Source organism: Helcobacillus sp. ACRRO, from assembly GCF_022347125.1.
Classification (GTDB): domain Bacteria; phylum Actinomycetota; class Actinomycetes; order Actinomycetales; family Dermabacteraceae; genus Helcobacillus; species Helcobacillus massiliensis.
On record NZ_JAKRNG010000002.1, the window covers coordinates 1 to 19,882 of the forward strand.

Annotated in this window: 18 protein-coding genes; 10 read left to right on the top strand and 8 right to left on the bottom strand. The window is 70.5% G+C overall.

Features of this window, described 5'->3' with window-relative positions; genetic code table 11:
* Positions 1–2: 2 nt before the first annotated feature.
* Positions 3–983: a 1,4-dihydroxy-2-naphthoyl-CoA synthase gene (locus tag MHY20_RS00750; protein WP_239373874.1), complete on the bottom strand. Its 981-nt coding sequence runs from the start codon at positions 981–983 to the stop codon at positions 3–5.
* On the bottom strand, positions 980–1,348 hold the full coding sequence (locus MHY20_RS00755) for an MGMT family protein (RefSeq protein WP_239373877.1): 369 nt from the start codon (positions 1,346–1,348) through the stop codon (positions 980–982). The genes MHY20_RS00750 and MHY20_RS00755 overlap by 4 nt, the downstream gene beginning before the upstream one ends.
* 22 nt (positions 1,349–1,370) lie before the next feature.
* Here MHY20_RS00755 and MHY20_RS00760 point away from each other — a divergent pair, with 22 nt between their 5' ends.
* From MHY20_RS00760 to MHY20_RS00770, 3 genes are all read left to right on the top strand, one after another.
* Complete coding sequence (locus MHY20_RS00760; protein ID WP_239373880.1) at positions 1,371–2,333, top strand: o-succinylbenzoate synthase; 963 nt, start codon at positions 1,371–1,373, stop codon at positions 2,331–2,333.
* A gap of 8 nt (positions 2,334–2,341) precedes the next feature.
* Positions 2,342–4,090, top strand: coding sequence for a 2-succinyl-5-enolpyruvyl-6-hydroxy-3-cyclohexene-1-carboxylic-acid synthase (menD, locus tag MHY20_RS00765; protein ID WP_239373883.1), 1,749 nt, complete (start codon positions 2,342–2,344; stop codon positions 4,088–4,090).
* 93 nt (positions 4,091–4,183) lie between these two features.
* Positions 4,184–5,308: a trypsin-like peptidase domain-containing protein gene (locus tag MHY20_RS00770; protein ID WP_183375702.1), complete on the top strand. Its 1,125-nt coding sequence runs from the start codon at positions 4,184–4,186 to the stop codon at positions 5,306–5,308.
* A 337-nt stretch (positions 5,309–5,645) separates the two neighbouring features.
* On the opposite strand, the gene MHY20_RS00775 is transcribed toward MHY20_RS00770, so the two are convergent.
* Positions 5,646–6,935 (bottom strand): chorismate-binding protein, encoded by a 1,290-nt coding sequence (locus tag MHY20_RS00775; protein WP_239373886.1) that lies wholly within the window; start codon positions 6,933–6,935, stop codon positions 5,646–5,648.
* A gap of 108 nt (positions 6,936–7,043) precedes the next feature.
* Here MHY20_RS00775 and MHY20_RS00780 point away from each other — a divergent pair, with 108 nt between their 5' ends.
* On the top strand, positions 7,044–8,330 hold the full coding sequence (locus MHY20_RS00780) for a DUF6350 family protein (protein ID WP_239373888.1): 1,287 nt from the start codon (positions 7,044–7,046) through the stop codon (positions 8,328–8,330).
* A gap of 18 nt (positions 8,331–8,348) precedes the next feature.
* Here the strand turns inward: MHY20_RS00780 and MHY20_RS00785 are convergent, their stop codons facing one another.
* A complete protein-coding gene (locus MHY20_RS00785; RefSeq protein WP_183375696.1) occupies positions 8,349–8,732 on the bottom strand; it encodes a hypothetical protein in 384 nt (127 codons plus the stop codon).
* A gap of 68 nt (positions 8,733–8,800) precedes the next feature.
* Between MHY20_RS00785 and purN the strand changes: the two genes are divergently transcribed.
* Genes purN through ppk2 form a run of 3 tightly spaced genes read left to right on the top strand, consistent with a single transcriptional unit; the run spans position 8,801 to position 12,141 of the window.
* Positions 8,801–9,469, top strand: coding sequence for a phosphoribosylglycinamide formyltransferase (gene purN, locus MHY20_RS00790; RefSeq protein WP_239373890.1), 669 nt, complete (start codon positions 8,801–8,803; stop codon positions 9,467–9,469).
* On the top strand, positions 9,466–11,178 hold the full coding sequence (gene purH, locus MHY20_RS00795) for a bifunctional phosphoribosylaminoimidazolecarboxamide formyltransferase/IMP cyclohydrolase (protein ID WP_239373892.1): 1,713 nt from the start codon (positions 9,466–9,468) through the stop codon (positions 11,176–11,178). The genes purN and purH overlap by 4 nt, the downstream gene beginning before the upstream one ends.
* Positions 11,179–11,232: 54 nt before the next feature.
* Positions 11,233–12,141, top strand: a complete 909-nt coding sequence (gene ppk2 / locus MHY20_RS00800) for a polyphosphate kinase 2 (RefSeq protein ID WP_183375692.1) — start codon at positions 11,233–11,235, stop codon at positions 12,139–12,141.
* Positions 12,142–12,389: 248 nt separating this feature from the next.
* On the opposite strand, the gene MHY20_RS00805 is transcribed toward ppk2, so the two are convergent.
* Positions 12,390–13,835, bottom strand: a complete 1,446-nt coding sequence (locus tag MHY20_RS00805; protein ID WP_239373894.1) for an aspartate ammonia-lyase — start codon at positions 13,833–13,835, stop codon at positions 12,390–12,392.
* A gap of 75 nt (positions 13,836–13,910) precedes the next feature.
* Between MHY20_RS00805 and MHY20_RS00810 the strand changes: the two genes are divergently transcribed.
* Positions 13,911–14,195 (top strand): DUF3017 domain-containing protein, encoded by a 285-nt coding sequence (locus MHY20_RS00810; protein WP_239373896.1) that lies wholly within the window; start codon positions 13,911–13,913, stop codon positions 14,193–14,195.
* Between the two features lie 50 nt (positions 14,196–14,245).
* Here MHY20_RS00810 and MHY20_RS00815 read toward each other — a convergent pair whose 3' ends face one another.
* On the bottom strand, positions 14,246–14,845 hold the full coding sequence (locus tag MHY20_RS00815) for a carbonic anhydrase (RefSeq protein ID WP_183375688.1): 600 nt from the start codon (positions 14,843–14,845) through the stop codon (positions 14,246–14,248).
* A 34-nt stretch (positions 14,846–14,879) separates the two neighbouring features.
* Here MHY20_RS00815 and MHY20_RS00820 point away from each other — a divergent pair, with 34 nt between their 5' ends.
* Positions 14,880–16,355 carry a threonine/serine exporter family protein gene (locus MHY20_RS00820; RefSeq protein WP_183375686.1) on the top strand — a complete coding sequence of 492 codons (1,476 nt, stop codon included), beginning with the start codon at positions 14,880–14,882 and terminating at the stop codon, positions 16,353–16,355.
* Positions 16,352–17,584, top strand: a complete 1,233-nt coding sequence (gene galK / locus MHY20_RS00825) for a galactokinase (protein ID WP_183375684.1) — start codon at positions 16,352–16,354, stop codon at positions 17,582–17,584. Before MHY20_RS00820 ends, galK begins: the two co-directional genes overlap by 4 nt.
* Before the next feature lie 56 nt (positions 17,585–17,640).
* On the opposite strand, the gene MHY20_RS00830 is transcribed toward galK, so the two are convergent.
* Positions 17,641–18,660: an adenosine deaminase gene (locus MHY20_RS00830; protein ID WP_239373898.1), complete on the bottom strand. Its 1,020-nt coding sequence runs from the start codon at positions 18,658–18,660 to the stop codon at positions 17,641–17,643.
* Between the two features lie 11 nt (positions 18,661–18,671).
* A complete protein-coding gene (locus MHY20_RS00835) occupies positions 18,672–19,874 on the bottom strand; it encodes a pyridoxal phosphate-dependent aminotransferase (protein WP_239373900.1) in 1,203 nt (400 codons plus the stop codon).
* Positions 19,875–19,882 lie beyond the last annotated feature (8 nt).

Sequence of the window (19,882 nt, forward strand, 5' to 3'; positions counted from 1 at the left end):
GGTCAGCCCTGCGGGTGGGGGAACGACGACCAGTCAGGGTCGCGCTTCTCCAGGAAGGCGTCGCGGCCCTCGACCGCTTCGTCGGTGGTGTACGCGAGACGAGTCGCCTCACCGGCGAACACCTGCTGGCCCATGAGGCCGTCGTCGGTGAGGTTGAACGCGAACTTCAGCATCCGGATCGCCTGCGGCGACTTCGTGGCGATGACCGCGGCCATCCGCAGCGCCTCGTCCTCGAGGTCCTCGTGGTCGACCACGCGGTTCACGGCGCCCCAGTCGTAGGCGTCGTCAGCGGAGTACTCCTCGGCGAGGAAGAAGATCTCCCGGGCGCGCTTCTGCCCGACCTGCTTGGCGAGGTACGCGGAGCCGTAGCCGCCGTCGAAGCTGCCGACGTTCGCATCGGTCTGCTTGAACCGGGCGTGCTGGCGGGAGGCGATGGACATGTCGGCCACCACGTGCAGGGAGTGCCCGCCGCCGGCGGCCCAGCCGTTGACCGCGGCGATGACGACCTTGCCCATGGTGCGGATCAGGCGCTGCACTTCGAGGATGTGGAGGCGGCCGGCGCCGCCGGCGCGGACCGTGTCGGCGGTGTCCCCGTCGGCGTACTGGTAGCCGGAGCGGCCGCGGATCCGCTGGTCGCCGCCGGAGCAGAACGCCCACACGCCGTCCTTCGGGGCGGGGCCGTTGCCGGTGAGGATGATGACGCCGACCGTCGGGTCGAGGCGGGCGTGGTCGAAGGCGCGGAACAGCTCATCCACGGTGTGGGGGCGGAACGCGTTGCGGACCTCAGGGCGGTCGAACGCGATGCGCACGGCGTTCAGGTCGCGGACGGCGCCGCTGTCGCGGGCGACGGCGCGGTGGTACGTGATGTCGGTGAACGCGGGGCCGCCGAGTTCGGCCTCGGGGATGTCGCGCCAGCGCTCGGGATCGAACGTGTCGGAGACGCGGCGGGGGAGTGCGGTGGGGGTGGCTCCATCAGTGGTCATGGCTCCACTGTAGAAGGTGGGTCCTGCTCGGCGAGGTCGCGGCCGACGGGGGCGAACCGCGCCGCCAGGTCCGCGAGCGGGACGCGCACGGCGCCGAGGCGGAGGCGGCATCCGTCGGCCGTGACGGGCATGCCCTCTGCCGCCCACAGCTGCCGGGCGCGCTCCAGGAGGTGGGGTGGGAGCTCGCCGCGGGCGTTGGTGACGCGCCACCAGGGGACGGCGCTGCCGTACTGCGCCATGATCCGCCCCACCTCACGGGGGCCGAGACCGGTGACTTCCCCCAGGTCGCCGTAGGTGACCGCTTCGCACTCAGCGAGCGTTTCCGTTAGTCTCAGAATCATCTCTGCTCTGGTCTCAGGATCCACTCAGACAGACTACTCTGGAGGCATGGCCACAACTATGTTCGACGGCATCGACCGGATCGAGGTCTACCGCATCCCCCTCACCACCCGATTCCGCGGGCTGGATGTGCGCGAAGGCGTCCTCCTGCACGGCGAGGCGGGCTGGTCGGAGTTCTCCCCGTTCTGGGACTACGACGCTGAGCAGTCGCGCCCCTGGTTCGAGGCGGCGATGGAGTCCGCCACCCGGGAGTTCCCCCGCATGGAGCGGTCCGATGTCGAGATCAACGCGACCGTCCCCGCCGTGGGGCCCGACGAGGCGCACCGCATCGCCCGCTCCTTCGGGTCGGCGACGGCGAAGGTGAAGGTGGCGGAGTCCGGTTCCACCCACAAGGAGGACCAGGCGCGCCTGGAGGCAGTGCGCGATGCCCTCGGCCCGGAGGCGAAGATCCGGATCGACGCCAACGCCGGGTGGGCGAAGTCCGAAGCGGTGAAGCGCATCGGGCAGCTCGACCGCGCCGCCGGCGGCCTCGAATACGTCGAGCAGCCGGGCCGCACGATCGCCGACATGGCCTGGATCCGTTCCCGCGTTGATGTGCCGATCGCGGCGGACGAGTCGGTGCGGCTCGCCGATGACCCCCTCGAAGTGATCCGCAAGGACGCCGCCGACATCATGATCCTCAAGGTGCAGCCGATGGGCGGCATCACCCGCTGCCTGCAGATCGCTGAGGACGCCGATGTCCCCGTCGTCGTCTCCAGCGCGCTGGAGTCGTCGGTCGGCATCGCAATGGGGCTGGCACTGGCCACGTCCCTGCCGGAGCTGCCGTATGCGTGCGGCCTGGGGACGGCGCGCCTGCTCGCCACCGACGTCGTCGCCGACCCGCTCATCTCCGGCAACGGCCGCCTCACCTCGTTCCGCCAGGACATCGACGAGCTGGGCCTGGAGGTCGTGAAAGCGCCGGAGGATGTGCGTGAGCGCTGGATGGAGCGCCTGAGCCACTACGCGTCCTGATCCCCGCCGTGACCGACGCCCAGCCCGTGCCGCCCGCACGCCCCGAGCTCGGCACCGCGGTGATCCCCGCGAGCGGGTCCGGGGCCGTCGAGTGCGCGCGTGCCCTGCTGGAAGCGCTGCGGGCCGCCGGCATGAGCGACCTCGTGGTGGCGCCCGGGTCGCGGTCCGCCCCGATCGTGTACGCCGCGCACGCGCTCGGCCTGCGGTGCCACGTGCGCCTCGATGAGCGGTCGGCCGCGTTCACCGCGCTCGGCATCTCCCGCGCCGGGCGGGCCGACGGGTCCTTCGCCGCCGTCGCCACCACGTCCGGCACCGCGACGGCGCACCTGCTGGCCGCGATGATGGAGGCGCACCATTCGCATGTCCCCCTGGTTGCGCTGACCGCTGACCGGCCGGCAGAGCTGCGCGGAACGGGCGCCAACCAGACCACCCACCAGGTGGGGATGTTCGAGCCGTTCACGGCGCTCAGTGCGGACCTTCCCGCACCGGCCGCGGACCGGGCGAGCGGGATGGAGCTGCGCACCTGGGCGTCCACCGCGGCGCGCGCTGCCGCGACCGCGCTCGAGGGAGGAGCGCCCGGGACCGACCTCGGAGCGCCCGTGCACCTCAACCTGTCCTTCCGCGACCCCCTCACCCCGCAGACCGCGCCCGAGTCTGCAGCGCCCGGGCCGGGCGGCGAGGATGCGTCGGCGCCCTCGCGTGCGATCAGACTCGGCGCCCGCCGCGACGCGCAGCGGGCACCCGGCGTCCCGCTGAGCCTGCCGATGCGCACCGTCGTCGTGGCCGGTGACGCCGATGAGGCCACCGGCGCCGACGCTGCCGCCCTCGCCGAGCACCTCGATCTGCCGATCGCCGCTGAGCCGTCCAGCAGCGCGCGCCGCCCGGGCCCGACCCTCATCACCCCGGAGCAGCTGGCGACCGTGTTCGCCGAGGATGCGCACCCGCTGCGGCCCGACGCAGCGGTCGTCTTCGGCCACCCGACGCTGTCCCGCCCGGTCCTGCGCAGCCTCCTGGGAGCTGACGACGTGGACATCACGGTCGTCTCACCCACCATCGACTGGGTGGACCCCACCCATCGCGCCGCCCGCGTTCTCGCGCGGGTGGACCCGTCGGCCTCCCGCCTCACCGGCGACGCGGACGCCGCCGGAAGCACCACCGGCGGCGAGTACGCCCGGGCCTGGGCCGCTGTCCCCACCAGCGACGCGACCACCTGGCAGACCCGCGCCGCGCTCGCGGTCTGGAACGAGGCCCGCAACGGCGACGTCCTCATCCTCGGTGCGAGCGCGCTCATCCGCGACCTCGAACGGCACGGCGGCCCCACCCGCGCCCGCATCATCGCCAATCGCGGTCTCGCCGGCATCGACGGCACGATGTCGATGGCCAGCGGCATCGCCCTCGCCCGCGCCCACCGCGGCGAGCGGGGACGCACCCGCGTGCTGCTGGGGGACGTCTCCGCGATCCACGACCTGACCGGGCTCGTCATCGGCCCCACCGAGGAGCAGCCGGAGCTGGACATCGTCATCGTGGACGACGGCGGCGGCCGCATCTTCGGCGGCCTCGAGCACGCTGGTGCCGACCGCGGCCTCTTCGACCGGTTCTTCACCACCCCGCACGGCACGGACCTCGCCGCTGCGGCCCGCGCCCTCGGCGTCGATGCCCGCACTGTCACAGCGGAGGATCTTCCGGAGGCGCTGGGGGAGCAGACGCGGGGCCGACGGGTGCTGGTCGTGCAGTCATCCACAGCCCAGCGGGGCTGATCGCGTCCTCAGGAGGGCTCTGGAACAATGGCGGAACTCCAGCCCCGTCGGCGCGGCGCAGCGGCGACGGACATGACCAGAACAGGAACTCGGATGGCCCCTCGATCACCCGGCTGGTGCGGCACGCTCGCACTGGTCGCCACCGGCATGCTCGTCGCCTCCGGCATCTCCATCGCCGGCAGCACCGCGATCAACGAGCTCAGCGATTCCGGGGACCGCAGCGGGCCCGCCATCACCACCGCAGCGCCGAGCGCCCCGCCGAACCCCGGCAACGGAAAGGGCGGGGATGACCCGTCGGCCCGCTGGTCGCAGACCATCGACCAGATCGGCCCCTCCACGGTGTCCATCCAGGTGAAGTCGGAGGAGGGCAGCGCCGAGGGCACCGGCATCATCCTGGACGGGGAGGGCCGCATCGTCACCAACAACCACGTGGTCGCGGGCGCGAGGCAGATCGCCGTGACCCTGGCGGACGGCCGCACGTTCTCCGCGAAGCCCGTGGGAGCCGACCCGACTACGGACGTCGCCGTCATCGCTCTGGAGCAGGCGCCGAAGGATCTGAAGCCAGCGGTGTTCAGCGACTCCGATCAGCTCAAGGTCGGGCAGGACGTGATGGCGGTCGGCACGCCGCTGGGGCTGGCGAACACCGCCACCACCGGCATCATCTCCGCACTGAACCGCCCCGTCACCACGATGGGGGAGAAGGCCGACGGGTCCGACGCCACCTTCATCTCCGCCGTGCAGACCGATGCATCCATCAACCCCGGCAACTCCGGCGGCCCCCTCGTCAACGCCAACGGTGAGGTCATCGGGATCAACTCGTCGATCGCGTCGAACGCGACCGATGAGCGCAGCGCCGGGTCGATCGGGCTCGGGTTCGCCATCCCGTCGAACACGGTCACGATGATCGCCGAGCAGATCATCGCCGGCCAGGACGTGAAGCACGCCCTGCTGGGGGTGACGGCGCAGGACTCCGCCACCGGTGGGGCCGACGCCACTTACAGGGGCGCCGAGGTCAAGGACATCACCGGCGGCGGAGCGGCGCAGAAGGCCGGGATCCGCCGGGGTGATGTGATCATCGCGGTGGATCAGATCCCCGTCGGCTCCGCCAGCGGCCTCACCGCGATCGTGCGGGGTCTGCAGCCCGGCAGCGAGCACACCATCACGCTGATCCGCGGGGATGAGAAGAAGGACGTCCGCGTCACACTCGGCAGCATGTGACACGGACGCCCTTCGGGGTGCAGGCGCTTCTGCTCCATGTGGTGCGGGCTTCGGCGCAGCACGATCCAGCCGATCGCGACCAGCAGGAACCAGAACGGGGTGGCGAGGCCGAAGATCATGCGGGACGTGGAGTAGATCCCGGAGTTCGCGGAGCTCATCGCGAACCAGAACTCGAGCTCACCGAAGTTCTTCACGCTCGGAATGTTCAGGGCGATGAGGCTGACGATGACCAGCAGTGCGACCACGGGGGCGGTCCACGCCGCCAGGTGGGGGAGCCCGATGATCCCTGGGAGAACCCCGTGGGGATGCCGTGGCGTCGGGGCCGTCGGCGAGTCGTTCAGCCGCGCAGGGCGCGCATCATAGGGCGGGTCTTCGCGAGCGCCTCGGCGTGCTCGGTCAGCGGATCGGACGCTTCGACGATGCCGCCGCCGGCCTGCAGGACCAGGTAGTGCGGGTCCTCGGGGTCGAGGTGCGCCATCCGCAGCGCGATCGCCCACTGGCCGTCGCCGCGCCCGCTCATCCACCCGACGGGGGCGGCGTACCCGCCGCGGTCCTGCTCCTCGATGGTCCGGTTGATGCGGTCGGCGTCGGCGCGGGGCGTGCCGCTGACGGCGGCCGACGGGTGCAGCAGACCGGCCACGTCCACGCTCGTCAGGCCGGGCCGCAGCTTCGCGGAGACGTCGGAGGCGAGGTGCTCCAGGCCGGGCAGGCGCAGCACGAACGGTTCCGCGGGGGCGGAGATCCATTCGGTGACGGCTTCGAGCGGGCCGGTGACGGAGCGGATCGCGTACTCGTGTTCGGCGCGCTCCTTCGGGTCGTGGAAGAAGGCGTCGCGGTCCTCGGCGGTGAGCTCCCCGCCGTCGGCGACGGGCCGGGTGCCGGCGAGGACGCGGGAGAAGAGGCGGGAGCCTTCGGTCTCCACCAGCATCTCGGGGGATGCGCCGATGACATCGCCTACGCGGAACACCCACGTCATGGGATACATCGCGGCGAGGCGGCGGGCGAGCGCAGGGATGGAGACGGGGTCACTGGACCGCGCGTCGAGGCGTTCGGAGATGACGAGCTTCTCGGCACCGCCGGCGCGGATCTCGTCCACGGCGCGGCTGATCAGCGCCTGATACTCGGCGGGGGTGTGGGCGCTGGCCACCTCGATGTGCGGCACGGGCGGTGCCGGCGCATCGGCTGCGCTCGCCTCAACGTCAGCGGTGGGGAAGAGCTCCGCGAGCAGGGCCGACGGGTCCCGGCCATCCGCTGCGCCGAGGCCGCGCGCTGGATCCTCGCCATCGGCGGTGACGAGGGTGAGGAAGGCGCACCCGTCGGCCTGTCCGAGGACGGCGCGGGGGATCACGAGGCGGGAGGGCCGCTCGGAGGCGGCGTAGTAGGAGAAGGAGCCGAGGGCGAGGAGCCCGCTGCCGCGCACACCGGCGGCGTCATCGACCGTGGCGGCGGCACTGACCTGCTGAAACGCCTGGGAGAGGTCCGTGAAGCGGTCCTCGCCGGTGGCGGTGAGGACGAGGGCCTCGCCGCGGGCGAGCAGGCCGTCGCCGCGGTGGAGGAACAGGCCGGAGGGGTCCGCTGGAATATGCTGGGCGAGGTCCACAGGGCCGTCGAGGCGGAGAGTCGTCACACTGAGCCGGGACGCGGATGCATCTGAGCCAGCGGTCCCCGGGCGGTTCACTAGGGTGGCCATGATGATCACCATTATGCCGTCGAGCAGGCCGGAAGAGGTAAGCCAGTGATTCGCAGACCGTCATCCCCGGCCGCAGCCGGGATCATCGCCGGTCTCATCGCGTTCGCGGTCAACGCCGCGACCGTGATCGTGCCCGCCATCGCCGCCCACACCGCCGACTCCCGCACCTCGCTGAGCCTGCTGGACGCGATCATGGTGGCGCTGTCGTTCTTCGCCCTCGGCAACGGCGGCGCGATCCACCTGACCGTGACGGGGATGACGGGGCCGGTCACGATCTCACCCGTCGGCCTCACCGTGGTGTTCTTCGCAGTGCTCGCGTTCACGATGCGCAGCCGCGCCCGCCTCATCGAGTTCACGCGGGCCGACGGCGGCCTCCACCCGGGCGCCATCGCCGGCCTCGGCGTGATCATCGGCGCGTTCGCCGCCGCGTACACCGTCGCGACCATGGTGACGATGATGCTCATCACCAGCGCAGACGTCCGCGTCACCACCATCCCCACCACCCTCGCCGCCCTGGTGCTGTCCCTGGTCGCGGGCGCGGTGGGCACGATGGCGAGCCTGAAGCGGCCGGCCGACGGAGGCATTCCCGCCGTCGGGATGCTCGCCCTCGTCCCGCACCCGTTCGACGCCATCATCCGTGCCATCGGCGCGACCGTCCTGCTGCTGCTCGGCCTCGGCGCCCTGCTCACCACGGTCATGCTCGCTGTCGCCTCCCCGTCGGTGATGGAGATGTTCACCGGCCTCAAGCCCGGACCGTTCGGCGGGGCGGTGCTGATCCTCGCGCAGCTGCTGGTGCTGCCGAGCCTGATCGTGTGGGCGATGGTGGTGCTGCTCGGCGGCACCGTCCTGACCGGCATCGGCACCGGCATCTCCCTCGGCGGCGCGACCGTCGGTGTGCTGCCGGTGCTGCCGGTGCTGGCGGCGCTGCCGCAGCCCGGTGTGTTCCCCCGGTGGATGCTCGCGCTGATGATCCTGCCGGTGATCGCGGTGGGGATGGGTGCTGTTCTGCTGGCGCGCGAGACCCGGCCGCTTGCTGATGAGCCGCCCCTGGACGGCCGCGAGATCGCCGTGATCTGGGGTGGGTTCGTCGGCGGACTGTTCTGCGTGCTGATGCTGCTGGCGGCGTTCTCCGGCGGTGCGATCGGCGCGGATCAGCTCAGTGAGCTCGGCCCGAAGCTCAGCTCGCTCGCGCTGCCGCTGCTGGGGATCATCGTCCTCGGCGCCGGCTCGGTCGCCGTGTGGGAGCTGATGGGGCTGGGGCAGCGCACCGCGGATGCGACGCAGCGTCTGCGGGACCGCGTGGATGCGTCTGAGCGCACCGACGAGGACTGACGCGCAGCAGAGCGCAGCTCAGCGACCGCCGCGCAGCCAGTCGATGACCTCGTCCTGCGCGGAGTCCTTGCAGGCGGCGCGCGCCTGCTCCGTGATCGCGTTCTCCTGACACTGCTGGATCGCGTGCATCGGCTGGTAGAAGATCGCGGACAGACCCGCCATCGCCACCAGCAGCAGTGACGCGAGGATGCCGAGCGCACCCATGATGACGGCCCGGGCACGGCGCTCAGTGCGCAGCCCCGCCATGATCGACCGCACCAGCATCACGATCGCCGCAATCGCCACCACGCCCGAGAGGAGCGAGAACGGCAGCGGGACCAGGGACAGCGCCCACGCCACCGCGAAGCAGAGCAGTGCTCGAGTGGTCCATCGGGTGTAGTCACGCAGGTTCTTCTCATCCATCACGCACCCCATTGTGCCCGAGACGGAGGACCCCCAACCACCCCGCACGGGTCGACTACGCTGGGGGTGTGCCCCACGAGAACACCGCCTCCGCCAGTCCCGCCGGTCCCGCTCGCCTCGTTGTGCTGATCTCCGGCACCGGATCCAACCTCGCCGCGGTGCTCGCCGCGATCGAGCAGAGGACCCTCACCGGCGCCCAGGTCGTCGCCGTCATCGCCGACGTCGACGCCGCCGGTCTCGACCACGCCCGCAGCCGCTCCATCCCCACCGCGGTCGTGCGCCTCGCCGACCATGAGGACCGCGCCGCCTGGGACCGCGCCCTCGCCGACGAGGTCGCGAGCCACGCACCGGACCTCATCGTCCTCGCTGGGTTCATGCGCCTGCTCGGCGCCCCCATGCTGGAGCGCTTCGGCGGCCGCATCATCAACACCCACCCCGCCCTGCTGCCGTCGTTCCCCGGCGCCCACGGCGTCCGCGACGCCCTCGCCTACGGCGTCAAGGTCACCGGCGCCACCGTCATCGAGGTCGACGCCGGCATCGACACCGGCCGCATCCTCGACCAGCGGCCCGTGCTCATCGAACCGGGCGACACCGAGGACACCCTCCATGAAAGGATCAAGGAGGTGGAGCGCGTGATGATCGTCGATGTCATCCGCGACCTCCTGCAGGCAGCACCCGTCGGCCCACCGACCACCACCCTCGCACCCTCGAAGCAGACAGGAACACAGCAGAAGTGACCACCCAGCGAGCGATCAAGCGCGCCCTCATCTCCGTCTTCGACAAGACCGGCCTGGAGGACCTCGCCCGAGCCCTCCACGGAGCCGGCACCGAGATCGTCTCCACCGGATCCACCGCCCAGACCATCCGGGACGCCGGCCTCCCCGTCACCGACGTCGCCGACGTCACCGGGTTCCCCGAAATCCTCGACGGCCGCGTCAAGACCCTGCACCCCGCCGTGCACGGCGGCCTCCTCGCCGACCGCACCAAGGAATCCCACGAGGCGGCGCTGCAGGAGCACGGCATCGCCCCGTTCGACCTCGTCGTGGTCAACCTGTACCCGTTCGAGCAGACCGTCGCCGACGGCGGCGCCTTCGAGGAGATCATCGAGAAGATCGACATCGGCGGCCCCGCCATGGTCCGCTCCGCCGCGAAGAACTTCTCCACCTGCGCCGTGGTCGTGGAGCAGAAGGACTACGCCCTCGCCGCCGATGCCGCCGGCCGCGGCGGCTTCACCCGCGCCGAACGGTACGCCCTCAGCGCCGTCGCCTTCGCCCGCATCGCGATGTACGACGCCGCCATCGACGACTGGACCCAGCAGCAGCTCGCCGACCTCGGCGACGAACTCGCCGGCACCGAACTCGACCTCGCCACCATCTCCGAGCGCTACGCCCCGGACTCCGACGGTGAGGACTGCGACTGCTGCGCCGACGGCCACGACGACGCCCTCGACGGGGAGGTCGAGGAGGTCAGCATCTTCGACATGCCCGCCGAGCAGATGGAGGAGATCGGCATGCGGGCGCTGCGCTACGGCGAGAACCCGCACCAGCGCGCCCTGCTCGACACCGCCGGTGAGGACGGCAGCCTCGCCTCCGCCGAGGTGCTGCACGGCAAGGAGATGAGCTACAACAACTACGTCGACGCCGATGCCGCCATCCGCGCCGCCTTCGACTTCGACCAGCCCGCCGTCGCCGTCATCAAGCACAACAACCCGTGCGGAGTGGCCGTCGCCGACGATGGTGAGGACATCGCGATCGCCCACCGGAAGGCGCACGCCACCGACCCCGTGTCCGCGTTCGGCGGCGTCATCGCCGCGAACCGCCCCGTCACGGTGGCGATGGCGAACCAGGTCGCCGAGGTGTTCACCGAAGTGCTGGTCGCACCCGGCTACGAGGACGGTGCGCTCGAGATCCTGACGCGCAAGAAGAACATCCGCCTGCTGGAGATCGATGGCCAGAACAGCGAACTGGGGGAGACCCGCGACATCTGGGGCGGCACCCTCATCCAGGAGAAGGACCGCTTCCAGGCCGACGGCGACGATCCGGCGTCCTGGCAGCTCGTCGCCGGCGACGCCGCCGATGACGCCACCCTCGCCGACCTCGCCTTCGCGTGGCGGGCCGTGCGCGCCCCGAAGTCCAACGCCATCCTGCTGGCGAAGGACGGCGGCGCTGTCGGCATCGGCATGGGCCAGGTGAACCGTGTGGACTCCTGCCGCCTCGCTGTGGAGCGCGCCAACACGCTCGCCGACGGGGAGGAGCGCGCCCGCGGATCCGTCTGCGCATCCGACGCGTTCTTCCCGTTCGCCGACGGGCCCCAGCAGCTCATCGATGCCGGCATCACCGCCATCGTGCAGCCCGGTGGGTCCGTGCGCGACCAGGAGGTCATCGACGCCTGCACGAAGGCCGGCGTCGCCATGTACGTGACCGGCACCCGCCACTTCGCCCACTGACCCACCCGGGCACCGCCCGGTGCCCGCCCCGCCGCCCAACGAAGGAGCCAGTCAATGAAGGACGTCCCCACGAACCAGAACCTCCGCGAATTCATCGAGCACCTCCGTGAAGAGGGGTACTCCGTCCAGGGCGGAGAGTCCCCGGACCCGGACCTGATCGACCCGCAGGGCAACCCCGTCTACACGTGGCAGGAGGGCTACCCGTACGACGAGCGCATGGAGCGCGACGCCTATGAGCTGGAGAAGTACCGCCTGCAGGTGGAGCTGCTCAAGCTGCAGTACTGGATGGAGGATGAGGGCCAGAAGGCCATCATCATCTTCGAGGGCCGCGACGCCGCCGGCAAGGGCGGCACCATCAAGCGGTTCACCGAGCACCTCAACCCGCGCATGGCGCGCGTGGTGGCGCTCAACAAGCCCAGCGACCGCGAACGCGGCCAGTGGTACTTCCAGCGCTACGTGCAGCACCTGCCCACCGATGGTGAGCTCGTCATGTTCGACCGCTCCTGGTACAACCGCGCCGGTGTGGAGCGCGTGATGGGCTTCTGCACCGATGACGAGTACCACCGCTTCATGGACCAGGCTCCGCAGTTCGAGCGGATGCTGGTGGATGCCGGCATCCATGTCACGAAGTTCTGGTTCTCGGTGTCGCAGAAGGAGCAGCGGACCCGCTTCGCGATCCGTCAGCTGGACCCGGTGCGCCAGTGGAAGCTGTCGCCGATGGACCTGGAGTCCCTGGACCGCTGGGAGCAGTACGGCGAAGCGAAGGAGGAGATGTTCCGCCGCACGGACAAGAAGTACGCGCCGTGGATCATCATCCGCTCCAACGACAAGAAGCGCGCCCGCCTCAACGCGATGCGCTATTTCCTCTCGCAGTTCGAATACGAGGGCAAGGACCATGCCGTGGTCGGCACTCCGGACCCGCTGCTGGTGATGCGCGGCAAGCACGAAGTCGCCGACGAGTGACGGTGCGCTGAGCGCGCCGCGCTGACCCGTCGGCCCGCCTCGCGCCCCGCAGCCCCCGCCGCCAGCGACGATCGGTCGACGTATGCGGGGAAAGCGGCGCGAAGATCCCCGAATGCGCAGACGGATCGCCGACCGCAGACAGAAGCGGCGCGGACACCCCGATGGGGCATCCGCGCCGCTTCACTGTTCTCGCCCATCGCGCTCAGCCGGCAGCCGGTGCTGCGCTGAGCAGGCGCTGCGGCTCAGAGCTAGAGGTCAGCGTCGGTGATGACCGGCATGATGTCGGTCTTGCCGGTGGCGCGGTACGGCTTCGTCATGCGCTCGGGCGCGAGGATGTGGCGCAGGTGCGCCTCGTCCAGCAGGCCCCGCTCGATGACGAGCTCGGCCACGCCGCGGCCGCTCTTCAGCGCCTCCGCCGCAATCTCCGTGGACGCGGCGTAGCCGATCACTGGCACGAGGGCCGTGATGACGCCGATGGAGCGGCGGATATGGTCGCCCAGCACGTCCTCGTTCACCGTGATGCCCTTGATGCAGCGCTCGGACAGGGTGTCCATCGCGCGGGTCATCATGCGGGTGGAGTTGAGGATGTTGTACGCGATGACCGGCTCGAATGCGTTGAGCTGCAGCTGGCCGCCCTCCGCCGCCATCGTCACCGTCATGTCGTTGCCGATGACCTGGTACGCGACCTGGTTGACGACCTCCGGGATCACCGGGTTGACCTTGCCGGGCATGACGGAGGAGCCGGGCTGCACAGCGGGCAGGTTGATCTCGTTGAAACCGGCGCGGGGACCGGAGGACAGCAGGCGCAGATCGTTGCAGATCTTCGAGGTCTTCACGGCGACGCGCTTGAGGATGCCGGAGAACGTGACGAACGCGCCGGTGTCGGAGGTCGCCTCCACGAGGTCGACCGCGGTGACGAACTCGATGCCGGTCAGTTCGGTGAGCTTCTTCGCCACCAGGTTCGCGTAGCGCGGGTCGGTGGTGATGCCCGTGCCGATGGCGGTGGCGCCCATGTTCATCTCGTGGAAGAGGCGCGCGGTGCGGGTGAGGCGCTGGACGTCCTCGGCGATGGTGGTGGCCCAGGCGGTGAACTCCTGCCCCACGGTCATCGGGACGGCGTCCTGCATCTGGGTGCGGCCCATCTTGAGGATGTCCTTGTACTCCTCGCCCTTCGCCTTCAGCGACTCGATGAGGTTCTCCATCGCGGCCGTGAGCTCCGGGAAGGACAGCAGGATCGCCAGGCGCAGGGCGGTCGGGTAGACGTCGTTCGTGGACTGCCCGAGGTTGACGTCGTTGTTGGGGTGGAGGTGCTCGTACTGGCCCTTCTCGTGGCCGAGGATCTCCAGTGCCCGGTTGGCGATGACCTCGTTCGCGTTCATATTGGTGGAGGTGCCGGCCCCGCCCTGGATCATGTCCACCACGAAATGGTCGTGGAGCTGGCCGCTCACGATCTCCTCGCAGGCGGCGCCGATGGCGTCGGCCTTCTCATCGTCGAGGATGCCGAGCTCCTGGTTGGCGCGGGCTGCCGCATGCTTCACGTACGCGAGGGCTTCGACCAGAGGGGGGAAGTGCTTCAGGGGCACGTCCGTGATGTGGAAGTTCTCCTGCGCCCGCAGGGTCTGCACCCCGTAGTAGGCGGAGGCGGGGACGTCGCGATCACCGAGCAGATCGTGTTCGGTGCGAACCTCAGTCATATTCTTCGATTGTCCTTTTCAGGTGGTGTCAACGCTGACATCCACCAGGGTAGCGCGTCCGTCTACCATGGGAGCGTGAATCAGTCGCCGTACACCCTGAGGGCCGCCATGGTGCGCCAGCGGGCACTGATCTTCGCTCTCATCGGCCTGCTGGCCACGGTGCTGATCGCCCTGCTGGTGGACGTCTCCACCGGTGGCTTCGCGCTCGCGGGCCTGCTGCTCTGCCTCGCGGTGGTGCGGCTGGTGGTGCCGGCGCGGCGCCTCGGCGGGCTCGTGATCCGTCGGCGCGTGATCGACGCCGTGATCCTCCTCGCCCTCGCCGGCGGTCTGCTGCTGCTGTCGTCCAGCCCGAACCTCTGACGGCCCGCCTGCGCGGCGAGGGCGGAGGAATGCTCGCCCGGCCGACGGGGTCAGACTCCGTCGGGCGCCTCCACCAGCTCCACCAGACCGGAGTCCAACTGGTACACGCCGCCGGCCAGGGCGATGCGGCCCTCCTCCACAGCGCGGCGCACGATCTCCGACTCCTGCGGCAGGTCCGCGAGGGTGCCGGCCACGTGGTGGCGGATGGGGCGCGGGTCGTCCGGGTCGCTGATGTGCGTGCGCAGGCGCTCCACCAGGACCGGCATGGAGCCGGGCAGCTGCTCACCGTCGCGGATCGCGGCGATGGTGGCCTTGACGGCGCCGCAGTTCTCGTGGCCGAGCACGAATACGATCTGGACGCCCAGGACGTCCACCGCGAACTCGATGGAGGCGCGGACGGAACGGCCCGCCACATGCCCGGCGTTGCGGATCACGAACAGGTCGCCGAAGCCCTGGTCGAACAGCAGCTCCACACTGGCGCGGGAGTCCGAGCAGCCCACTACGCACGCGAACGGCTCCTGCGATTCCGTGAGGATGGAACGGTGGTCGGCGTGCTGCCGCGGGTGCAGGGCGGCGTTGTCCGCGAAGCGGCGATTGCCGCGCAGAAGCTTGTCCAGGGCGTCGGCCGGGGTGCGCGCGGGAGCGGGCATGAAAAGTCTCCTTGTGGTGTGGGATCATCGGTCGGTGAGCACTTCCCTGTCGAGACTGCATGATGTCTTCGACCTCGCTATGAGGATCGGCGAGATCATGCTGGCCAGTGGCGCGGCCGCATCCGAAGTCACCGCCACGATGCTGCGCATCACTGCGTCCTCCGGCATCCGGAACGTCTCTGTGCAGGTCACGTTCAACGAACTGAGCGTCAGCTACCTGCCCGACGAGGAATCTACCCCGTTCACCCGCATCCGCGCAGTCGCAGACGCGGACATGGACTTCTCCAAGCTGGACGAGGCGGAGAAGATCACCTCCGACTACATCCACGGCGAACTCGCCCTCGCCGAAGCGATCACCGCGGCTGAACGCACCCGCTCCGCCCCGAAGCGCTACTCCAACGCGCTGACGACCGCGGGCTGGGCGATCATGAGCGGCGCCGCCGCGGTCGGCTTCGGTGCCGGCACCATGGTGATGCTGTTCGCGGCGATCACCGCCGGCATCATCTACAACCTGCTCGGCGCACTCGCCCGCCGCGGCATCCCCATGTTCTTCGCGCAGGTCATCGGCGGTTTCCTGTCGGTGATGGCGGCGATCCTCGCGTACGTCATCGACCCGAGCGTGAACGCCTCCATCGTGGTGATCGCCTGCATCATCCTGCTGCTGGCGGGCCTGACCTCCATCGGCGCGATGCAGGACGCGATCACCGGCTGGTACATCACGGCCTCGGCGCGGATCCTGCAGACCATCATGCTGACGATCGGCGTGGTGATCGGCGTGCGCGCCGGTCTGATGTTCTCCACCTGGGTGGGGGTGGACATCTCCGTCAGTTCGTCCCTGCCGAGCACGCTCGCGTCCGTGATCGTGGTGCTTGTCGCCGGTGCGGTGATGGGCCTGGGAAGTTCGATCGGTGTGCAGTCGCCGCGGCGCGTGATCGCGGTGTCGACCCTGCTGGCGACGATGTCGTCGGTGGTGAGCTTCGCGCTGCGCACCGTCGGCCTGGAGCAGCCCTGGAACGTCGGGGTGACGGCACTGCTGGTCGGCTGCTTCGCCGTGATAGGGGCTCAGCGTCTGCGCACTCCCGCCGTGTCGATGGTGATCGTCGGGGTGCTGCCGCTGGTGCCGGGCTCCATCATCTACCGCGGCCTCCTCGCGCTCGGCGACGACCCGCAGGCGGGCGCGCTGTCCCTGTTCACCGCGGTGTCGGTCGCGGTCGCGATCAGCGCGGGCGTGGTGTTCGGGCAGCTGCTGATGGCACGCCTGCTGCTGGGCCTGCAGGCGGCGTCCACCACCTGGATCCCGGTGATGTCCGCACCGTTCAGCACGGCGAGGCGCCGACGGGTCCTGAACTCCCGCACCGCCGCCGCGAAGGCCACGAACTACACTCTGGCGATTCCCGTGGTCCGTCTGGAACCGGGCGAAGCCGACCCCACCGAGCCGGAAGCGACCACGGAGAGCCAGAGCGTGCTCAGCCGTCTCGTGCTCGGCAGCACCGATGAGGAGAATCCTTGACCGAGACATCGACGACCCGCCTGCACCGCGCCCCCGACCGAGCCGAGGCGGCCCGCGCCGCTGGCCGGGCCTTCGCCGACGCGTTCGGCACCGAGGCCGACGGAGTCTTCTCCGCCCCGGGGCGCGTCACCATCATCGGTGAGCACGTCGACTACCAGGACGGGCTCTGCCTGCCGATGGCGATCGGCCACCGCTGCTTCGCCGCCGTCCGCGTCACCGAAACGGGCCGTCTGCAGCTGCGGTCCCGGCAGATGCCGGACGATGCCGTGGACGTTGCGCTCGCGGACCTGGCGCCGGGTGCCGTGCCCGTGTGGGCTGGCTATGCCGCCGGCGTGATCTGGGCGCTCGCCGACGCCCATCCGCAGCTGCGCAGCGGAGAGCTGGGCCTGGCGATCCTGGTGGACGGCCAGGTGCCGTTGGGGGCGGGGCTCAGTTCGTCGGCCGCGCTCGAATGCTCCGTGGCGCAGGCGCTGGAGGAGCTGCTCGGCCTGGGCACCACGCAGCAGGAACGGATCGCTGCGTGCATCCGCGCGGAGAACGAGTTCGTCGGCGCAGCAACGGGCGGGCTGGACCAGTCGGCGTCTGTGCGAGCGGCGCAGGGCCACGCCCTGCTGCTGGACTGCGCGGACGGCGCCGTGGAGCTGGAGCCGTGGGACCTGTCGGAGCACGGGCTCGGTCTGCTGATCGTCGACACCCGCGCGGAGCATTCGCTGATCGGAGGGGAGTACGCGGAGCGGCGCGGCCAGACTGAGTCGGCGGCCGAGGCGCTCGGCGCGGCGACGCTGCGCGAGGTCGCCGATGCGGGGGCCGACGGCGTCCGCGATCAGCTGGATGCGCTGGAGGATGACGTGATCCGTCGGCGCGCCCGCCATGTCGTGACGGAGATCTGCCGGGTGCGGGAGTTCGCCGACCTGCTCGCCGACGGGGGAGTGGGGGAGAACCTGCGCCGCCTCGGTGAACTGATGAACGCCTCGCACGACTCGCTGCGGGACGACTTCGAGGTGACGGTCCCGGAACTGGATGTCGCGGTGGGAGCGGCGCGCGATGCTGGCGCGCATGGTGCCCGCATGACCGGCGGCGGCTTCGGCGGCAGCATCATCGCGCTCGTGGATGCGGATCAGATGGAGGCGACCGCTGCGGCGGTGGCGACGGCGTTTGCGGAGCACGGCTTCACCGCACCGGTGGCGTTCGCGGCGCAGCCGTCGACCGGGGCCGGCCGAGACATCTGAGAGGACCGGGCCCCGAGGCGCGGTCCCGGTCAGCCGGGCTGGAGAGCCGGGCTGGATCAGGACGGCTCGGTCTCCAGCCAGCGCTGAACGCCGGCGAGGTGCTGCTGCTTCGCCTCATCGCTCATCGTTGAGGCCATGATGGAGCCCTCGGCGAGCCGAGCGAGTTCAGCATCGCTGAAGCCGTGCTCGCGCGCCTTCTCGTACTGCTCCAGCAGGCGGGAGCCGAACAGCAGCGGGTCATCAGCGCCGAGCGCGATCGTGGCACCAGCCTCCAGAAGGGTGCGCACGGGCACGTCCCCGGATTCGGAGTAGACCCCGAGAGCCACATTCGAGGCGGGGCAGATCTCGAAGGCGATCCCGTCGGCCACCAGGCGCTCCACCAGGCGCGGGTCCTCCGCAGCCCGCACCCCGTGGCCCAACCGGGTGGGCCGCAGGGAGTCGAGCACCTCGGTGATGTGGCCGGGGCCGAGCAGTTCGCCGCCGTGCGGAACCGCGGCGAGACCGGCATCCCGGGCGATGCGGAACGCGGGCGCGAACTCGCGCGTGTCACCGCGGCGCTCATCATTCGACAGGCCGAACCCGATCACCCGACCCGCGTTCCGGGCGGCGAGGCGGGCGAGGGTGCGCGCCTCCAACGGGTGCCGCATGCGGGAGGCCGCCACCACGATGCCCAGCGAGATGCCCTCCTCCTGCTCGATCGCCTCCGCTTCGTCGAGGATCAGCTCGAGCGCGGGTGTGAGACCGCCCGCGAACGGGGCGTAGCTGGTGGGGTCGATCTGCAGTTCGAGGCGGACCGACCCCTCCGCGCGGTCATCGATCGCCGCTTCGCGCAGCAGGCGGCGCATGATCTCCTCGGAGTTCACCACGCGCCGCGCCGTGTCGTAGAACCGCTGGAAGCGGAACCAGCCCCGGGCGCTCGGCTCCACCCGCAGCGCCTGGCCCGTCTGCAGCTGCGACGGCAGACGCAGACGCTGCTCCTCGGCGAGCTCCAGCAGGGTGTCCTGCCGCATCGACCCGGTGAAGTGCAGGTGCAGATGCGCCTTCGGCAGCGCCCTCAGGTCCCGGACCGCCTCCACGGGTCCGCCCTTCAGGCGAGGAGCTTCTGCACGCGCTCGATGCCTTCGGTGAGATCGGCATCGCTGAGGGCGTAGCTGAAGCGCAGGTGCCCGGGCGCATCGAACGCCTCACCGGGAACGGCGGCGACCTTCGCCTGGTCGAGGATCACCGTGGCGAGGTCGGTGGAGGTCTCCACCTTCTGCCCGCCGATGGTGCGTCCCAGCACCCCGCTGACCTCGGGGAACGCGTAGAACGCGCCGGTGGGACGGGGCACGGAGAATCCGTCGATCTCACTGAGCATGTCGAGGATGGTGGTGCGCCGACGGGCGAAGGCCGTCTTCATGTCCTCCACGCTGTCCATCGGGCCCGTCAGAGCAGCCAGCGCAGCGCGCTGCGCAATGTTGTTGACGTTCGAGGTGAGGTGGCTCTGCATGTTGGCGGCGCCGGTCAGGATGTCCTTCGGGGCGATCATCCAGCCCACCCGCCAGCCCGTCATCGCGAACGTCTTGGCGACGCCGTTGAGGACAACGGTCTGATCCGCGAGCTCCGGCACGGCCTGCAGCACGGAGGTGAACTCGGTGCCCTCGTAGGTGAGGTGCTGGTAGATCTCATCGGTGATGACCCACAGGCCGTTCTCCAGCGCCCAGCGGCCGATCTCCTCCATCTGGGCGCGGCTCAGCACGGACCCCGTCGGGTTCGACGGCGAGCAGATCAGCACGGCCTTCGTGCGGTCGGTGCGGACCGACTCCAGCTGCGCAGCCGTCGGTAGGTAGTCCTGGTCGGCGCCGGAGAAGACGCTGACGGGGGTGCCGCCGGCGAGGCGGATGCCCTCCGGGTAGGAGGTCCAGAACGGGGCGGGGACGATGACTTCGTCGCCCGGGTCGATCAGTGCGGCGAACGCCTGGTAGACGGCCTGCTTGCCGCCGTTGGTGATGAGCACCTGGGAGGCGTCCGCCTCCACGCCGCTGTACGTCTTCGCGGCCTCGGCGACGGCCTCGCGCAGCTCCGGCAGACCGGCGGCGGGGGAGTAGCGGTGGTTCTTCGGGTCCATAACGGCTTCCTTCGCCGCCTCCACGATGTGCGGCGGGGTGGGGAAGTCGGGCTCCCCGGCGCCGAACCCGATGACGGGATGGCCGGCGGCCTTCAGCGCCTTGGCCTTCGCATCCACGGCGAGGGTGGCGGACTCGGCGATGGAGCCGATGCGCTGGGAGAGACGGCGAGAGGGAGCAGTCATGGAGGTCA

Coding starts and splice junctions, on each gene's coding strand:
- MHY20_RS00805 (WP_239373894.1), bottom strand. CDS start 13,835: ATGACTGAGGTTCGCACCGAACACGATCTGCTCGGTGATCGCGACGTC.
- MHY20_RS00785 (WP_183375696.1), bottom strand. CDS start 8,732: ATGGATGAGAAGAACCTGCGTGACTACACCCGATGGACCACTCGAGCA.
- ppk2 (WP_183375692.1), top strand. CDS start 11,233: ATGAAGGACGTCCCCACGAACCAGAACCTCCGCGAATTCATCGAGCAC.
- MHY20_RS00835 (WP_239373900.1), bottom strand. CDS start 19,874: ATGACTGCTCCCTCTCGCCGTCTCTCCCAGCGCATCGGCTCCATCGCC.
- MHY20_RS00750 (WP_239373874.1), bottom strand. CDS start 983: ATGACCACTGATGGAGCCACCCCCACCGCACTCCCCCGCCGCGTCTCC.
- MHY20_RS00760 (WP_239373880.1), top strand. CDS start 1,371: ATGGCCACAACTATGTTCGACGGCATCGACCGGATCGAGGTCTACCGC.
- MHY20_RS00770 (WP_183375702.1), top strand. CDS start 4,184: ATGGCCCCTCGATCACCCGGCTGGTGCGGCACGCTCGCACTGGTCGCC.
- MHY20_RS00815 (WP_183375688.1), bottom strand. CDS start 14,845: ATGCCCGCTCCCGCGCGCACCCCGGCCGACGCCCTGGACAAGCTTCTG.